Annotated in this window: 12 protein-coding genes; 6 read left to right on the forward strand and 6 right to left on the reverse strand. The window is 66.0% G+C overall.

Annotation, left to right across the window (positions count from 1 at the left end):
• Positions 1-2: 2 nt before the first annotated feature.
• Positions 3-956, reverse strand: coding sequence for an AEC family transporter (locus ABIB80_RS21460; RefSeq protein WP_219684366.1), 954 nt, complete (start codon positions 954-956; stop codon positions 3-5).
• Positions 957-1,062: 106 nt separating this feature from the next.
• Between ABIB80_RS21460 and hspQ the strand changes: the two genes are divergently transcribed.
• Positions 1,063-1,395, forward strand: coding sequence for a heat shock protein HspQ (gene hspQ, locus ABIB80_RS21465; RefSeq protein ID WP_007590865.1), 333 nt, complete (start codon positions 1,063-1,065; stop codon positions 1,393-1,395).
• Positions 1,396-1,472: 77 nt separating this feature from the next.
• Here hspQ and ABIB80_RS21470 read toward each other — a convergent pair whose 3' ends face one another.
• Entirely contained in the window at positions 1,473-2,276 is an 804-nt protein-coding gene (locus ABIB80_RS21470; protein ID WP_219684367.1) for an invasion associated locus B family protein, read from the reverse strand.
• Between the two features lie 259 nt (positions 2,277-2,535).
• Here ABIB80_RS21470 and ABIB80_RS21475 point away from each other — a divergent pair, with 259 nt between their 5' ends.
• From ABIB80_RS21475 to ABIB80_RS21485, 3 genes are all read left to right on the forward strand, one after another.
• Complete coding sequence (locus ABIB80_RS21475; protein ID WP_219684371.1) at positions 2,536-4,404, forward strand: extracellular solute-binding protein; 1,869 nt, start codon at positions 2,536-2,538, stop codon at positions 4,402-4,404.
• A gap of 4 nt (positions 4,405-4,408) precedes the next feature.
• Complete coding sequence (locus ABIB80_RS21480; protein ID WP_219684368.1) at positions 4,409-5,911, forward strand: class I adenylate-forming enzyme family protein; 1,503 nt, start codon at positions 4,409-4,411, stop codon at positions 5,909-5,911.
• An 85-nt stretch (positions 5,912-5,996) separates the two neighbouring features.
• Positions 5,997-7,223 carry a hypothetical protein gene (locus tag ABIB80_RS21485; protein WP_007590861.1) on the forward strand — a complete coding sequence of 409 codons (1,227 nt, stop codon included), beginning with the start codon at positions 5,997-5,999 and terminating at the stop codon, positions 7,221-7,223.
• 111 nt (positions 7,224-7,334) lie between these two features.
• Here the strand turns inward: ABIB80_RS21485 and mfd are convergent, their stop codons facing one another.
• Complete coding sequence (gene mfd, locus ABIB80_RS21490; RefSeq protein WP_354128244.1) at positions 7,335-10,853, reverse strand: transcription-repair coupling factor; 3,519 nt, start codon at positions 10,851-10,853, stop codon at positions 7,335-7,337.
• On the reverse strand, positions 10,850-11,140 hold the full coding sequence (locus ABIB80_RS21495; protein WP_009859479.1) for an FAD assembly factor SdhE: 291 nt from the start codon (positions 11,138-11,140) through the stop codon (positions 10,850-10,852). Before ABIB80_RS21495 ends, mfd begins: the two co-directional genes overlap by 4 nt.
• A 183-nt stretch (positions 11,141-11,323) precedes the next feature.
• Here ABIB80_RS21495 and recG point away from each other — a divergent pair, with 183 nt between their 5' ends.
• Positions 11,324-13,432, forward strand: coding sequence for an ATP-dependent DNA helicase RecG (recG, locus tag ABIB80_RS21500; RefSeq protein WP_354128245.1), 2,109 nt, complete (start codon positions 11,324-11,326; stop codon positions 13,430-13,432).
• On the opposite strand, the gene panE is transcribed toward recG, so the two are convergent.
• A complete protein-coding gene (panE, locus tag ABIB80_RS21505) occupies positions 13,429-14,358 on the reverse strand; it encodes a 2-dehydropantoate 2-reductase (protein WP_354128246.1) in 930 nt (309 codons plus the stop codon). The two genes, recG and panE, sit on opposite strands and share 4 nt — an antisense overlap.
• 285 nt (positions 14,359-14,643) lie before the next feature.
• On the opposite strand from panE, the gene ABIB80_RS21510 reads away from it, so the two are divergent.
• A complete protein-coding gene (locus ABIB80_RS21510) occupies positions 14,644-15,090 on the forward strand; it encodes a P-loop NTPase family protein (protein ID WP_246649581.1) in 447 nt (148 codons plus the stop codon).
• Positions 15,091-15,118: 28 nt separating this feature from the next.
• Here ABIB80_RS21510 and ABIB80_RS21515 read toward each other — a convergent pair whose 3' ends face one another.
• Positions 15,119-15,976: an NAD(P)-dependent oxidoreductase gene (locus ABIB80_RS21515; RefSeq protein ID WP_219685577.1), complete on the reverse strand. Its 858-nt coding sequence runs from the start codon at positions 15,974-15,976 to the stop codon at positions 15,119-15,121.
• Between the last annotated feature and the right edge of the window lie 177 nt (positions 15,977-16,153).

A 16,153-nucleotide genomic window follows, 5' to 3' on the forward strand; every position in this document is an offset into this window, starting at 1 on the left:
GCTCAAGGAAACGCCAGCCGCCCGGTCTGGATCGCCCACATCACGCTGGTCAGCGTGACAACGGACGCAAAGGTCCCAAGGAGCACTGCGACGGAGGCGGATTCGATCCAGGCGTCGTTCTGCCGGGCGATGACGAACACGTTCAACGCCGGCGGCAGCGAGGCCATCAGCACGGCGGTCGCGGCCCAGGGCTGCGCGAACGGGCCGAACGCCAGCATCAGGCCGAAAGCTGCGAGCGGGTGGATCAGGAGCTTGATCGCGATCACGCCCGGCACTTCCCACGGGACCCGATCGAACGGACGGAGCGCCACGGTCACGCCGAGCACGAACAGCGCGGTCGGGGCGGCTGCGTTCTGGAGGAAGGTGATGGTGCGATCGAGCGCGACCGGCATCTCGATATGCAGCGATGCGAAGGCCGCGCCAAAACAGGCTGACATGATCAACGGGTTGAGCACGATCTGCTTCAGCACGACGCCGAAGGCATGCACGATCGAGGGATGATCGCGGTCGGAGAGCTCAATCAGCAGCGGCACGATCGTGAACAGAAAGATGCTGTCGCAGCAGAAGATCAGCGCAGTCGGCGCCGAGGCCTTCGGCCCGAGCACGGCGAGCGCCAGGCCCGGTCCCATGTAGCCGATATTGCCATAGCCGCCGGAGAGCCCGGCGAGCGTCGCCTCGCGCAGCGTCAGCCCGCCGAGAACCTTGCCGACGACCAGCGCGAGTGTGAACGAAGCAACGGTCGACAGCGTGGTCGCGACCAGGAATGGCGGGTTGTTCAATTCCGAGAACGGCGTCTTCGACATGATCGCAAACAGCAGTGCCGGCAGCGACACATAGAGCAGGAAGAAGTTCATCCAGGCGAGGCCCGATTCCGGAAGCGATTTGACCTTGCCACAGGCGAATCCAACGAAGATTAAGCCGAAATAAGGTAGAGCCAGATTGAGGATATCGACCATTGATGAAGTGTTTTCTGAAGATTGGGGGGTTATCTGCCCCGCAACCGCGGGTTAATTCCAGATCAGGGCACTAGCATCGGCCACAATCCTGGTCTATCGACGGGGAATGATTAAAGCGCGGACCGCCAAATTCCAGATCGGACAGGTCGTGCGCCACCGGATCTTCTCGTTCCGGGGCGTGATCTTCGACATCGATCCGGAATTCAACAACACCGAGGAGTGGTGGCTGTCGATCCCCGAGGAGGTGCGGCCCCACAAGGACCAGCCGTTCTATCACCTGCTCGCGGAGAACTCGGAGTCGGAATACGTCGCCTATGTCTCCGAACAGAATCTCGTGCCGGACGATTCCGGCGAGCCGGTCCGGCATTCCCAGGTCGCCGAGATCTTCGTCAAGGACAAGACCGGCGGTTACCGCCCGCGGAATCCATCGCTGAACTGAGTTTCGCCGCCACCAACTGGCCAGCAAAAAAGGCGCTCGAACCGAGCGCCTTTTTCATGTGCGGGATTGATCGCTGATTACTTCTGTCCGGCCGGAGCGGCGCCAGGCGCTTGCTGCTGCTTCTTCTGCAGCTCTTCAGCCTTCTTCTGGAGCTCTTCCTGCAGCTTCCTCTGGGTTTCCTCGAACACCTTCGGATCGGTCGGCGGACCGTCATAGGCCTTCTGGAATTCGCCGGCGAGCGGCAGCGGCAGCGTCAGCGGCGCGCCGTTGGCATTGATCGCCTGAACAACGAGGTTCTGGCCCTTCTTCATGTTGTTGATGAACTCGGGCGTGGCTTCGTAGTCGGACATGCAGCCGTTCTGGAAGCAGATCACATACGGGCTCTGCAACGGCGGATTGTTGTCCACGATGATGCGGGTGCCGTGCACCAGCTGCATGCCGAGCGGCAGCGTCACGCGCAGGATCTTCTTCGGCTCGCCTTCGGGCTCGATGATGACGGCCGCGATGACCGGCTGGCCCGACTCGATACGGCCATCCTTGCCGGTGAAGCAGACCTGCTTGGCGTTGGCGTCCTGGCCCTTGAGGCAGAACTTGGTCCAGGGGGCATAGATCAGCTGGATCTGCTGATCGGCCGGCTGGGCCGCGCCCTGCTGCGCCGGAGCGCCTTGGGCGGGTGCCGGTTGGGCGGGTGCCTGAGCGGCCGGCGCCGGCGCTTTTGGGGCAGCCTTCGGAGCGGCCTTCGGAGCCGCCTTGGGCGCGGGCGCGCCCGGAGCTGGCGCCTGAGCCTCGGCGGCAAACGGCACGGCCAACGCCGTCGCCGTCAACAAGGCGAGAAGTCGCCCGCGCGGCCGGACGGACGCGGCCAAGTAACGGAAATTCATTGCGGAAAACCCTTTCTAAACGGGAAGTGCCCGAACCGCTTCGACGCACCGAACCTGGCCGCCTTGGGCGCGGCTCTCTCCCCGTCAAATGAGGCGGATAAGTGACGGCTCGGCGCTCGTGCGCGATTGCGTGCCTTCTTAACGTGGCCGACGAAAAGATCAATGCCGACAAGCGTCTTTGGCCGCGCGCCGGCGTGCGCCCCCGGGAAAATCCCTGTGATAGGATTCAGGCCCGCGGTCCTCGAATCAACGTGTGCAGATGTTCATGTTCCAGCGCCTTCTCGAGGGCCGCCCTGAAGGTCTTTGCGTCCGCCTCTGCACCCTGGCTTTCGGCTTGGGGGTCTCATTCGCCTTGGGGCTCCCGGCAAGCGGCGCGGGGGCAGAGGAGGCCCACGCCATCGCGATGCACGGCAAGCCGGCGATGCCTGCCGATTTCACCCACATGCCTTACGTCAATCCTGATGCCCCCAAAGGCGGCCGGCTGACCTGGGGCGTTCTTGGCACCTTCGACAGCCTCAATCCCTTCATCGTCAAGGGACTGGCCGTGCAGCAGATGCGGAACTACGTGATCGAGAGCCTGCTCGCGCGCGGCAATGACGAGCCGTTCACGCTCTACGGCCTGCTCGCCAGATCGGTCGAGACCGATGACGAGCGGAGCTTTGTCACGTTCCACATCGATCCCCGCGCCCGCTTCTCCGACGGCAAGCCGGTCCGCGCCGAGGACGTGCTGTTCTCCTGGCAGCTGCTGCGCGACCACGGCCGCCCCAACCACCGGCAATATTACGGCAAGGTCGCAAGCGCCGAGGCGCCGGATCCCCTCACCGTCCGCTTCGACCTTGCGGGGGCCAATGACCGCGAACTGCCGCTGATCCTCGGCTTGATGCCGATCCTGCCGAAACACGCGGTCGACGTCGCGGCTTTCGAGGAGACGACGCTGACGGGTCCGGTCGGCTCCGGCCCCTATCGCGTCACCGCGGTGAGGCCCGGTGCCAGCGTGACGCTCACCCGCAATCCCGACTATTGGGGCCGTGACCTCCCCATCAATCGCGGGCTCTACAATTTCGACGAGATCAGGCTCGACTATTTTCGCGAGGCCAACGGCCAGTTCGAAGCTTTCAAGCGCGGCCTCTATGATTTCCGCATCGAGCACGAGCCGCTGCGCTGGCATGACGGCTACGACTTTCCCGCGGCGAAGAATGGCGACGTGATCCGCGACACCTTCAAGCCGGGCGTGCCGCAACCTTCCGAATTTCTGGTGTTCAACACGCGGCGTCCCATCTTCGCCGACATCCGCGTCCGCCAAGCCTTGACGCTGCTGTTCGATTTCGAGCTGGTCAACCGCAACTACTTCTTCAACCTCTACTCGCGCGTCGCCGGCTATTTTGCCGGCTCGGACCTGTCAGCGTATGGCCATCCCTCCGATACGCGCGAGCGCGAGCTGCTCAAGCCGTTCGCCGCGCAGATTCCGCCTGACATCATGGACGGCAGCTACCGCCTGCCGGTGACCGACGGTTCGGGCCGCGACCGGACCACGCTACGCGCGGCCCTGAAGCTGTTGTCGGAAGCCGGCTACGATCTCGACGGCACTGTGCTGCACAACCGCGCGACCAAGGCGCCCTTCACCTTCGAGATCCTGGTCACGACCCGCGACCAGGAACGCGTCGCGCTTGCGTTCCAGCGCGACCTCAGGCGCGCCGGCATCGAGCCGAGCGTGCGATCGGTCGATCCCGTGCAGTTCGACCAGCGCCGGCTCGCCTACGAGTTCGACATGATCCAGAACCGCTGGGACCAGTCGCTGTCGCCCGGCAACGAGCAATATTTCTACTGGGGGAGCGCTGCCGCCGACAATCCGGGCACCCGCAACTACATGGGGGCCCGGGATCCCGCGGTCGATGCGATGATCGCCGCACTGCTGGAAGCCCGTGAACATACGGATTTCGTATCCGCGGTACGGGCGCTCGATCGCGCTTTGATCTCCGGTTTCTATACAATCCCCCTGTTTAACGTATCCGAGCAATGGATCGCGCGCTGGAATCGGATAGAACGGCCAGAGGCCACCTCGCTGTCCGGCTATTTGCCGGAGACCTGGTGGTCGAAGGGGCAGCCGCAAGCTGATCAAGCAAAGTGACGCCGTGAACCAGCCAGCCGTATCGCCGACGCTCGACACGTTGTTTCAGCGCACGCTGATGCGGCAGCCGCACGCGACTGCCCTGCTCGACCCGCTGAACAAGTTCCGCGTGACCGGGCACCAGCCGCGGCGGATGAGCTATGCCGAGGCTGACACGGCCATCGAGGCGCTGTCCGCCTATTTCGTCGAATCGGGCCTGCCGGCCAATTCCGTCATCGCCATCCAGCTGCCGAATACGGTCGAGTTCGTGCTCACCGTTCTCGCCGCCCATCGCGCCGGCCTCGTCGTTGCCGTGCTGCCGCTGCTCTGGCGCCATGCCGAACTGACCGCCGCTCTCAACCGCACCGCGGCGCGCGCCATCGTCACCATGAGTACGGTCGACGGCGTCAGCTATGCCGATCTCGCCATGCATGCGGCCGCGGAAGCCTTCTCGATTCGCCATGTCTGCGGCTTCGGCACCAACCTGCCCGAAGGCATGGCCTCGCTCGACGACGTGCAGGCCCGTCCGCCCGGCACCTCGCGCGCCGTGATTCAGGATGGCCGCAAGGCGGCGATGATCTCCTTCGACGTTACCGCGGAAGGCTTTCGTCCGGTGCCGCGACCGCATTTCAGCCTGATCGCCGGTGGGCTCGCGATGTCGCTGGAAGCCGACGTCAGGCAGGGCGCGACCGTGATGGCGGCGTTCACGCCGATGTCGTTCGCAGGGCTCGCCTCCTCGCTCGCGGTGTGGCTGCTGTGCGGCGGTACGCTGGCGCTGCATCATCCGTTCGAGAACGACGTGCTGGAGCAGCAGATCAACGCGCACGAATGCGACGTGCTGATCGCACCGGCGCAATTTGCCCAGCGGCTCGGCGATTCCGATCTGGCGGCGCGGATGCCGACCTTGCGCAACGTCATCGGCCTGTGGCGCGCGCCCGAGCAGGTGGCGGCGAGCGAGGCATGGATCGCGCCGCACGCGCCGTTCACGGACGTCTATCTGTTCGGCGAGGCCGGATTGTTCGGCGCCCGGCGTGGCGAGGACGGCATGCCGGTACCGGTGATGCCGGGACCGCACGGCGCGCCACGCGAGCAGTCGGGTTCATCGATCGCCGGCGAGATTCTGCTGACGCCGAAGGGCACGCTCGGCCTGCGCGGCCCGATGGTGCCGATCGCGGCCTACGCCCCGCCACAGCCGGCCGGCGACACCCTGATCGCGCAGCCGCCACGCGACTATGTCGATACCGGCTATGCCGCGCGGCTCGACCGCCCCAGCGGCGCGATCTGCATCACCGCGCCGCCCTCAGGGATCATGGCCGTCGGCGGCTACCGCTTCCTCTCCAACGACCTCCAGGAATGGGCCCGCCGGCTCGGCCAGGGCGCCCTGCTGACCGCGCTGCCCGACCGACTCTCCGGTCACCGGCTCGCGGGCCGAGCCCAGGACAATGCCCGCGCCCGCGAGGCGCTCAGTGAACTCGGGCTTAACCCCCTGATGGTCGAAGCTTTTCGCGACCGTTCCGGACCGGGTTGAGGGTCATTTCGACCGTTCCATTGACGCTGCATTAAGGCGGCCGGACTAGATTGCGCGGCACCTGTCGCGTGATCAGAGTCTCTCGATGTCCCAGGCCGGCCCGATCCTGTTTGTGTCCAATGGCGAGCGGCCGGCCTTCATCGCGGCGCTGGACGAGGCGCGATTCTTCCCCGTGATCGACACCGGCTGGGCCGGCGCGACGCGCGCGGTCGAAGAGGTGCAGCCGGCCGTTGTTCTCGCCGCGATGGATGCCGGGCACGAGCCGCATCTGGCGCTGCTCGCCAGGAAGATCGCCGAGCAATCGCCTTACCTTCCCTTCGTGGCGTTGGATGCGGCGGGCGCGCTCCCGCACAACGCCCTGCCCTTCTCCTCCTCGCGCGCCGGCCATTCCGAACGCCTGATCGCACGGCTTCGCGCCGCGCTACGGATTCGCACGCTTCATGCCACGGTGCTGCGCCGGCTGCCCGAGGTGAAAGTCGCGCTGCCGGACGCTGATCCCGTTCGCGATGCTACGGTGCTTCTGATCGGTCGCGGCGCGGCTTACCCCGCGCTTTCCGTTGCGCTAGGCGAGCGTATTGGCGTCGTCGGCGCGCTCTCGATCGAGGCCGCGGCCAAGCATCTCAACACCCGCGACCTCGACGGCGTCGTGCTCGCCGAAGGTTTTACCGCCCGCGTGACCGATGCCTTCCTCACGGTGCTCGCCGAGGACACTCGCTTCCGCAGCCTGCCCGTGGTCGTCACCGCGCATCAATTGACGCAGGCTTATGACTTGCCCAATCTCGAGCTGATCCCGGGCGAGCCGGCGAAGGTCGCCGCCAACGCGCTGCCCCTGATCCGCCAGCACGCGATGGAAGCCCAGCTGAGCCGCACGCTGCGCTCGATGGATGCCGGCGGCTGGCTCGACCCGCGCAGCGGTCTGCTCACGGTGGAGGCCTTTGCCCGCGATTTTGCCAAGGCGGTCGAGCAGACGCTGGCCCGCGGCGGCGGCCTCTCGGTCGCACGCTTCGCCTTCGATCCCGGCAATTCCCGCGCCCAGCTCGATGCCGCGCGCATTCTCAGCCGCCTGATGCGACAGATGGATTTTGGCGTGGCGCAGAAGGACGGGTCGGTCATCGTCGTGTTCGCCGAAACCGACTTCCGCACCGCCCACATGATCGCCCGCCGCCTCTCTGCCGTGATGCGGCACACGTCGAACGGCAAGCACGAAATGCGCAGCGATCCCGTGGTCTCGGTGGATTCGCTGTCGCCGTCGGATACGGCAAGGTCGCTACTTGGGCGGCTGTCGGCCGACGCGTCGCGGGCGGCGTCGTAATTACCTCGCGAGCTGCCGTAGGGTGGGCAAAGGCGCACTTGCGCCGTGCCCTTTCCAAAGTTGACGATGGTGGTGGGCACGCTTCGCTTTGCCCACCCTACGGCACCTCGCTCACGCCGCCTTCTTGCTCTGCGCGAGCTGCGCCAGCTGGCGCATGATCTCGGTGGTGCCGGCCAGACGCTCTTCCGGCGTCTCCCAGTCTTGCAGGAACACCACCTTCATGTCGGGCCGCACCTTCGCGGCCTGGCCGTGGCTGCGGATGAAGCTCACCAGCCGATCGGGATGGGCGAAGGAATTGTCTCGGAAGGCGATGACGGCGCCCTTCGGACCGGCATCGATCTTGCCGACATTAGCCTGGCGGCAGAACGCCTTGATCGCGGCGACCTTGAACAAATAGCGCACCTCGTCCGGCAGCACGCCGAAACGATCGCGCATCTCGGCACCGAAATTCTCGATCTCCTCCTCGCTGTCGAGGTCGGCGAGCCGCCGGTAGAGTGACAGCCGCACCGAGAGATCGCCGACATAGTCCTCCGGAATCAGCACGGGCATGCCGATTGTGATCGTCGGCGACCAGCGATCGGCGGCGGGCTCGGACACGCCGGCCTTGAGGTTGACGATCGCCTCCTCCAGCATCGACTGGTAGAGCTCGAAACCGACCTCCTTGATGTGGCCGGACTGCTGCTCGCCCAGGATGTTGCCGGCGCCGCGGATGTCGAGGTCGTGCGAGGCGAGCTGGAAGCCCGCGCCCAGCGTCTCCAGCGATTGCAGCACGGTGAGCCTGCGCTCGGCCTGCGCCGTGATCTTCTGCTGCGCCGGCAGCGTGAACAGCGCATAGGCCCGCAGCTTGGAACGGCCGACGCGACCACGGAGCTGGTAGAGCTGGGCGAGGCCGAACATGTCGGCGCGATGCACGATCAGCGTGTTGGCATTGGGAATGTCGAGACCGGATTCCACGATCGTGGTCGACAGCAGGATGTCGAACTTGCCGTCGTAGAACGCGGTCATGATGTCCTCGATCACCGCGGGCGGCATCTGCCCGTGCGCGACCGCGACCTTCATCTCCGGCACGTTCTTGTCGAGGAAGTCCTTGACCTCGGCGAGGTCGTCGATGCGCGGCACCACGTAGAACGCCTGGCCGCCGCGATAGCGCTCGCGCAGCAGCGCCTCGCGGATCATCAGGGGATCGTGCGGAGCGACGAAGGTGCGGACCGCGAGACGGTCGACCGGCGGCGAGGCGATGATCGAGAGCTCGCGCACGCCGGTGAGCGCCAATTGAAGCGTGCGCGGAATCGGCGTCGCCGACAGCGTCAGCACGTGCACCTCGGCGCGGAGCTGCTTCAGCCGCTCCTTGTGGGTGACGCCGAAATGCTGCTCCTCGTCGACGATCAGCAGGCCGAGGTCGCGGAACTTGATCGACTTGCTGAGCAGCGCGTGGGTGCCGACGACGATATCGACCGAACCGTCGGTGAGGCATTTCTTGACCAGATTGAGCTGCTTGGCCGGCACCAGGCGCGAGGCCTGTGCGACCTGCACCGGGAAACCCTTGAAGCGGTCGGTGAACGTCTTGTGGTGCTGACGGGCGAGCAGCGTGGTCGGCACCACGACTGCGACCTGCTTGCCTTCGAGCGCGACCGCGAAGGCGGCACGCAGCGCCACCTCGGTCTTGCCGAAGCCGACGTCGCCGCAAATCAGCCGGTCCATGGGACGGCCGAGCTCGAGGTCCTTCAGCGTGGACTCGATCGCGCCGAGCTGATCCTCGGTCTCGTCATACGGGAAGCGCGCGCAGAACTCGTCATAGAGGCCCGGCTGCACCGGCAGCTTCGGCGCCTCGTGGAGGTGGCGCTCGGCAGCGATCTTGATCAGCTCGCCCGCGATCTCGCGGATGCGGTTCTTGAGCTTGGCCTTGCGCGTCTGCCAGCCGGAGCCGCCGAGACGATCGAGTTCGACCGAGGTCTGGTCGGAGCCGTAGCGCGACAGCAGCTCGATGTTCTCGACCGGCAGGAACAGCTTGGTCTCGGCGGCATAATGCAGCTCGAGGCAGTCATGTGGCGCGCCGGCGACGTCGAGCGTCTGCAGGCCGATGAAGCGGCCGATACCGTGGTCGACGTGGACGACGATGTCGCCGGCGGCGAGGCTCGTCACCTCCGAGATGAAATTGTCGAGCTTGCGGCTCGCCTTGCGCGGCCGCACCAGGCGATCGCCAAGAATGTCCTGCTCGCTGATGACAGCGATCTCGTCGGTCTCGAAACCGCTTTCGAGGCCGAGCACGGCAAGCATGGTCTCGTTGCGCGGGGTCGCCTGCACCGTGCGCCAGCTGTTGACGCTGGTCACAGGGGTGAGCTTGTGATCACGCAGCATCGAGGTCATGCGGTCGCGCGAGCCCTCCGTCCAGAGCGCGATGACCACCTTCTTGCGGCTTGTCAGCAGCCCATGCACATGTGCGACGACGGCTTCGAAGACGTTGACCTTGTTATCATTGCGCTCCGGCGCGAAGTCGCGGCCCTTGCGTGCCCCGGCATCGACCACACTGGTACCATCGGCAGGCACCGAAAACTGTGTCAGCCGCACCAGCGGCATCCCGCTCTCGCGCTTGCCCCACTCCTCCTCGGTCAGATAGAGCCGGTCAGGCGGCAGCGGCTTGTAGATGGCGCCGCCGCCCGGATGCTCCATCGCATCGCGGCGGGCCTGGTAATAGTCGAGGATCTGCTTGAAGCGCTCGCGGATGGCGTCCTCGGCCTGCGGCTCGATCGCGATCGCCGCACCCTGCAGGTAGTCGAACAGCGTGTCCATCCGGTCCTGGAACAGCGGCAGCCAGTGCTCCATGCCGGGATGACGGCGGCCCTCGCTGACGGCTTCGTAGAGCGCATCGTCGCGCTCGGGCGCGCCGAACTCGGCGACATACCCCATGCGAAAGCGGCGGATGGTGTCGGTGACGAGCTGGAATTCGGAGATCGGCACGAGATCGAGCGCGCGCATGTCGAGCAGCGTGCGCTGGGTCTCGGCATCGAAGGTGCGGATCGATTCCAGGCTGTCGCCGAAGAAGTCGAAGCGGACGGGCTGGTCCAGTCCGGCCGGAAACAGGTCCAGAATGCCGCCGCGCACGGCGTATTCGCCGGGCTCGCGCACCGTCGAGGAGCGATTGTAGCCGTTGTGCTCGAGCCAGGCGATGATGGTGTCCATCGGCACGACGTTGCCCGGCGCGACCGACAGCGCCTGCGCCGCGACGAGCTCGCGCGCCGGCACGCGCTGCACGGCGGCGTTCACCGTGGTCAGCACGATCAGCGGCTTGTCGCTACCGGTCAGGGACGCCAGCCGTGCCAGCGTCGTCAGGCGCTGCGCGAGGACGCCGCCATGCGGCGAGACGCGGTCATAGGGTTGGCAGTCCCAGGCCGGGAAGGTCAGCACGGGCAAATCGGGCGCGAAGAATTGCAAGGCACGTTCGAGCTGCTGCATCCGCGGCCCGTCGCGGCAGATCACCGCGAGGCTGACGGCCGGCTTCTTCGGCCGCGCCGCGATTGCGCGCGCCAGATCGGAGACGACGAGGCCCTCGGCACCCTCGGCGACATTGGCAAGCGTCAGCGCGCGGCCGGGCGTGAGCAGCTCGGCCGGCGATTTCATCCCCTGCTTCATACGTCGCGGTCCGCGATCGGAAACGCCTTGATGCGCGCAAACAGCGGGCCGATGACTTCGGCGGGAAGCACCTTGTCGCCGGTGATGGCGGCGTAGAGGTCGGGATCGGCCTCTTCGAGCAGGGTCTCGAGCTGCGTCAGCTCGTCGTCGGACAGATTGCCGATCTCGGCATCCGCGAAGCGGCCGAGGATCAGGTCCATCTCGCGCGTGCCGCGGTGCCAGCAGCGGAACAGAAGCCGCTTGCGGCGGTCGTCCAGCCCGTCGCTCGATCGTGTCGTTCCCGTCATGTCTCAATTCCAGTCAAACGCCAAAAGCCCGGACGTGCCGGGCCGGGGTGATATAGCCACTCGGGCGGGCCCTGTCAGCCCTCGATTTGTCATGGCCGCTGCCGCCGCAGGGACACGAAAAAACACGTGGATGCCGGGCATAAAGCCGGGCATGACGAGCGAAAACGATCCTAGGTTCGCCTGATGCGCCCCAGCCTGCTCAATCCGCTGTTTGCCCCCGTGACCAGCCTACCCGGCGTCGGTCCGAAGCAGGACAAGCTGCTGCAATATCTGCTCAGCCGCAATGAGACGCCGCGGCTGGTCGATCTGTTGCTGCATTTGCCGAGCCAGGTCATCGACCGCCGCGCGCGGCCGAAGATCCGCGACGCCGCGCAGGGAACCATGGTGACGCTGGAGGTCACCGTCGATCGCCACCGCCCGCCACCGCCGCGCAATGCGCGCGCGCCCTACCTCGTCTACGCCAGCGACGATACCGGCGACGTCGTGCTGACGTTCTTCCGCGCAAAGCCCGGCTATGTCGAGAAGCTGCTGCCGATCGGCGAGAAGCGCTTCGTCTCCGGCACGCTCCAGATGTACGACGGCATCCCGCAGATCGTGCATCCCGACCGGGTGCTGGACGAGGAGGCGATTTCCAAACTCTCCGGCATCGATCCCGTCTATCCCTTGACCGAAGGCCTTGCACTCGGCTCGCTGCGCCGCGCGGTCGCGCAGGCGCTGCTGAAGCTGCCGGCACTGCCGGAATGGATCAGCCCGGAGGTGCTGCGCCGCTGCGGCTTCCCGCCGATCGCCGAGGCGCTCACCCGCGTGCACCAGCCGGTTGAGCTCACCGACATTCTGCCCGACCAGCCGTTCTGGTCCCGTCTCGCGTTCGACGAACTCCTGGCCGGGCAACTCGCCCTTGCCCTGATTCGCGCCCAATTGCGCCGCCCGGCCGGCGTGCGCAACGCCGGCGACGGGCACCTCCGCAACAAGATCATCGACGCCCTGCCCTATGCGCTGACGTCCTCCCAGCGCGACGCGGCAGCCGCCATCGCGAGCGATCTGCAACAGCCGGTGCGCATGTTGCGTCTGCTCCAGGGCGACGTCGGCTCCGGCAAGACCGTGGTCGCGCTGCTCGCCGCCGCTGCCGTCACCGAGGTCGGCAAGCAGGCCGCCCTGATGGCGCCGACCGAAATCCTGGCGCGCCAGCACATCAAGACCATCGCGCCGCTCGCCGAGCGTGCGGGCATGCGGGTCGCGATCCTCACCGGCCGCGAAAAAGGCAAGGAGCGGCGGGAACTCTTGGCACAGCTCGAAGCCGGCGAGATCGACCTGCTCGTCGGCACCCATGCGTTGATCCAGGACGACGTGATCTTTCGCGATCTCGCCCTCGCGGTCGTCGACGAGCAGCATCGTTTTGGCGTGCGCGAGCGGCTGGCGCTGACCTCAAAGGGCGAGGCCGTCGACGTGCTGGTGCTGAGCGCCACGCCGATCCCGCGCACGCTGGTGCTGACCTATTTCGGCGACATGGACATCAGCGAGCTCAGGGAGAAGCCGGCCGGCCGCCAGCCGATCGAAACCCGCACCATCTCGATGAGCCGCCTCGGCGAGGTCACCGACAGCATCGGCCGCGCGCTCGAATCCGGCAAGCTGGTCTACTGGATCTGCCCGCTGGTCGAGGAATCCGAGGCCGAGGGCACCGAGCACCTAACCAATGCCACCAAGCGCTTCGAAAGCCTCCAGAAGCGTTTCGGCGACCGCGTCGGCCTTGTCCACGGCCAGATGAAGGGCACCGAGAAGGACCGCGTCATGGGCCAGTTCGCCGCCCACGAGATCGGGCTGCTGGTCGCGACCACCGTGGTCGAGGTCGGTGTCGACGTGCCGGCGGCGACCATCATGGTGATCGAGAACGCCGAACGCTTTGGCCTCGCCCAGCTTCATCAATTGCGCGGCCGCATCGGGCGCGGCTCGGAGGCCTCGACCTGTCTGCTGCTCTACTCCGAGCCGCTCGGCGAAATGTCGAAGGCGCGACTGAAGGTGATCCGCGAGACCACCGACGGTTTTCGCATCGCCGAGGAAGATCTGAAGCTGCGCGGCGAAGGCGATGTGCTCGGCGTGCGCCAGAGCGGCCTGCCCGGCTACCGCATCGCCCGCTCGGAGGTGCACGGCCAGCTCATCACGCAGGCCCGCGACGAGGCGCTGCGCATCCTGAAGGACGATCCGAAACTCAAGGGCGAGCGCGGCGAGGCGCTGCGATGCCTGCTGTATCTGTATGAGCGGGATGAAGCGATCCCGCTGATCGGAGCGGGTTAGCTGGCCGCTCGTTGCCGCCCAATCTCATAGGCCGCCACATGCGCCCGGGAGAGATCCAGCAGCGGCGTGTCGATGCCGAGTGCACGGGCCCGGTTGGCCATATCGCCGAGGATATGCTCCGCCTCGGTGATCGAGCCGCGCTCGATATCACGCAGCATCGAGGCCTTGAGCGGGGAATCTGGGGTCGTAAACAGTTTTCGGTCAAACTCGATGAAAGGCGCTCGCGGCTCAAAACCTGAGGCCGTCGCGACGGCGCAGCATTCGGCAAACAGCCGGAAGATGGATTGCTCGCCGTTCGGCACGGCCAGAATGTCTCCGATGCTCGCGCGCATCAGGCAGGTGATGCCGGCGAGCGTGCTGAGCTGGACGAATTTCTCCCACATGTCCTGCATGATCGCTTCGCTGGCGCGCACGTCGATACCGGGCACGTGCAGCAGCGTCTCCAGGGCAAGCACACGCTCGCTCAGCGAACCCTCGATCTCCCCGAAGACAATCGTCTGATTGGCCATGAACTGAACGACACGGCCATTCGCATCGAGCCCGGCACTGACATTCGCGAGCCCGCCGAGGACGCATCTCGCACCGAACCGCGCAGTCAGGGCGTCGACATGTTTCAAGCCGTTGAGGATCGGCAAAATCATCGTGTTGGCGCCGACCGCCGGGGCAAACTGGACCATCGCATCGTCGAGCGAGTAGGATTTCACCCCGACGAGCACGACGTCGAACGTTTCCTTGAGATCGTTGGCCAGGATGACCTTCGGCTGCACGGCGAAGTCGCCATGCGGGCTCACGACCTGCAATCCATTCCGCCGCAATTGCTCCGCCCGCCCGGCCCGCACCAGAAAGGTCACGTCGCCGCCGGCTCGGACCAGGCGAGCTCCGTAATAGCCTCCGAGCGCTCCCGCGCCGATCACAAGTACTCTCATTCGAACTCCCAATGCGGAGTGACCGCTTCCGCACAAAGAATAACAGATGGGCCACGCGCCGTCTCCTTCCCGTCATTGCGAGCCAAGCGAAGCAATCCAGGATCTTTCCATTGAGGGACTCTGGATTGCTTCGCTCCGCTCGCAATGACGATGCGGATAAGCCCGGCTCTTAAGTGCCCCCTTTCGTCGCGGCTGGCTTTGTGAAATCTTCCCATCATGCGCCGGATCATCGTCGTAGGCTGTCAGGGTAGCGGAAAGACGAGCCTCTCCCGGAATCTCGGGCGAATGCTCGGGCTGCCGGTGGTGCATCTCGACGTGCTCTACTGGCGGCCGGGATGGAAGCCATCCGACAAGCCGAGCTTCCGGGCGCGCGTCGCTGATGCGATCGCGGGCGACGCATGGGTTGTCGACGGCAGCTTCTCGGGACTTGCCTTCGATCTCACGCTGGCGCGCGCCGATGCGCTGGTCGTCATCGACCGCCCGCGCTGGCTCTGCCAGTGGCGCATTCTCCTGCGCTCCGCCTTCGATCGCGACAGGACCCGGCCCGACCTCCCGGAGGGGTGTCCCGAACAATTCGACTGGAAATTGATGCGGGAGGCGTGGCGCTACGACACCGAGCGCGCGCCTGTCATCGAGGCCGAGCGTGTGCAGTATGGCGCTGACGTCCCGGTCGTGCGCTTGAGACGCGATCGGGACATCCAGGGTTTTCTGGACTCGGTGCACGGCACATGATCGATGACCGTGACCTGAGACCGGACAATCAGGATTTCTTCTGCGCGATGCCCGCGGCGAATGCCTTCATCAGATCGGTATCCGCCGCGTCGCCTTTCGCGTCCTCGGCGAGATGCTCGAACCAGCGCGCAAAGCCTTCGTAAACCTGGCTCGCCGGATGATCGGGGCCGAGAAAGCCGGAAATCTCCCGCATCTCCGCAACCCAGCGATAGGCCTTCGGGATCATGTCCGGCAGCGCGACTTCGAGGCGGGCCAGAACCGCGGGCTGGCTGCGTGCGAGTTCGTCGCGCAGCGCATCGGCAGCCCCCGCTTTCGTTGCCGCGACCACCATCGCCGAGCCGATGCCGGCGAGGCCCTTGACGATACCGGCGTAGGACATTTTGAGCGCGGACGCGGCACCGACCGGCCCTTCGACGATCCGCACGTCGAGCCCGAAATCCTTCAGCACGGCGACGTCCTTGGCGTGCTCGCCGGACATGTAGAACGCGGGGCTCTTGCCGCCGGGCTGGGGCGGGAACCCGATGATGCCGGCATCGACGAACGGCGCCTGTGCCGAGCCGATGATCTCTTCGATCCTCATCACGGTATCGACGTTGACGGCATTGCAATCGACCACGACGGGCTTCTTCTCGCGCCGGACGATCAGCCCGGCCAGCCGCTCGGCGAGCGCCACGGCTTCGCCCGGCGGCACGATCGAGAGGATGATGTCGGCGTCCGCGATCGCGTCGTCCTCGGCGCCGATCATGCCGGCATCCGCCGCGCGTTTGCGCGTCGCCTCGCTCCGCCCGTTCAACGACGTCAGCACGCGCGCACCGTGCTCGCCGAGACGGCGGGCCACGGCACTGCCCATGGCACCGGGCGCGAGGATCGCAATTGTTTTGGACATCGTGTTGGACATCGTGCACTCCAAGTCGAAGCAAAGTCGAATTCCAGGCGAGGCGCTCAATCTAACCGGAAGACCGGGGCGCGTACTCATCTGTGGACGCCCCGCGAGATGCAAGCGATTTTTGAGGAAGATCGGCACGTAGTCGGATGCTGCCATCTGTCCGGCCTCTGATGGTGC

Origin of the sequence: Bradyrhizobium sp. i1.15.2 (assembly GCF_040548425.1) — a bacterium.
Taxonomy (GTDB): Bacteria; Pseudomonadota; Alphaproteobacteria; order Rhizobiales; family Xanthobacteraceae; genus Bradyrhizobium; species Bradyrhizobium canariense.

Coding starts and splice junctions, on each gene's coding strand:
- ABIB80_RS21485 (WP_007590861.1), top strand. CDS start 5,997: ATGTCCCAGGCCGGCCCGATCCTGTTTGTGTCCAATGGCGAGCGGCCG.
- ABIB80_RS21460 (WP_219684366.1), bottom strand. CDS start 956: ATGGTCGATATCCTCAATCTGGCTCTACCTTATTTCGGCTTAATCTTC.
- ABIB80_RS21475 (WP_219684371.1), top strand. CDS start 2,536: ATGTTCATGTTCCAGCGCCTTCTCGAGGGCCGCCCTGAAGGTCTTTGC.
- hspQ (WP_007590865.1), top strand. CDS start 1,063: ATGATTAAAGCGCGGACCGCCAAATTCCAGATCGGACAGGTCGTGCGC.
- ABIB80_RS21515 (WP_219685577.1), bottom strand. CDS start 15,976: ATGTCCAAAACAATTGCGATCCTCGCGCCCGGTGCCATGGGCAGTGCC.
- mfd (WP_354128244.1), bottom strand. CDS start 10,853: ATGAAGCAGGGGATGAAATCGCCGGCCGAGCTGCTCACGCCCGGCCGC.
- ABIB80_RS21495 (WP_009859479.1), bottom strand. CDS start 11,140: ATGACGGGAACGACACGATCGAGCGACGGGCTGGACGACCGCCGCAAG.
- ABIB80_RS21510 (WP_246649581.1), top strand. CDS start 14,644: ATGCTCGGGCTGCCGGTGGTGCATCTCGACGTGCTCTACTGGCGGCCG.
- ABIB80_RS21470 (WP_219684367.1), bottom strand. CDS start 2,276: ATGAATTTCCGTTACTTGGCCGCGTCCGTCCGGCCGCGCGGGCGACTT.
- panE (WP_354128246.1), bottom strand. CDS start 14,358: ATGAGAGTACTTGTGATCGGCGCGGGAGCGCTCGGAGGCTATTACGGA.
- recG (WP_354128245.1), top strand. CDS start 11,324: ATGCGCCCCAGCCTGCTCAATCCGCTGTTTGCCCCCGTGACCAGCCTA.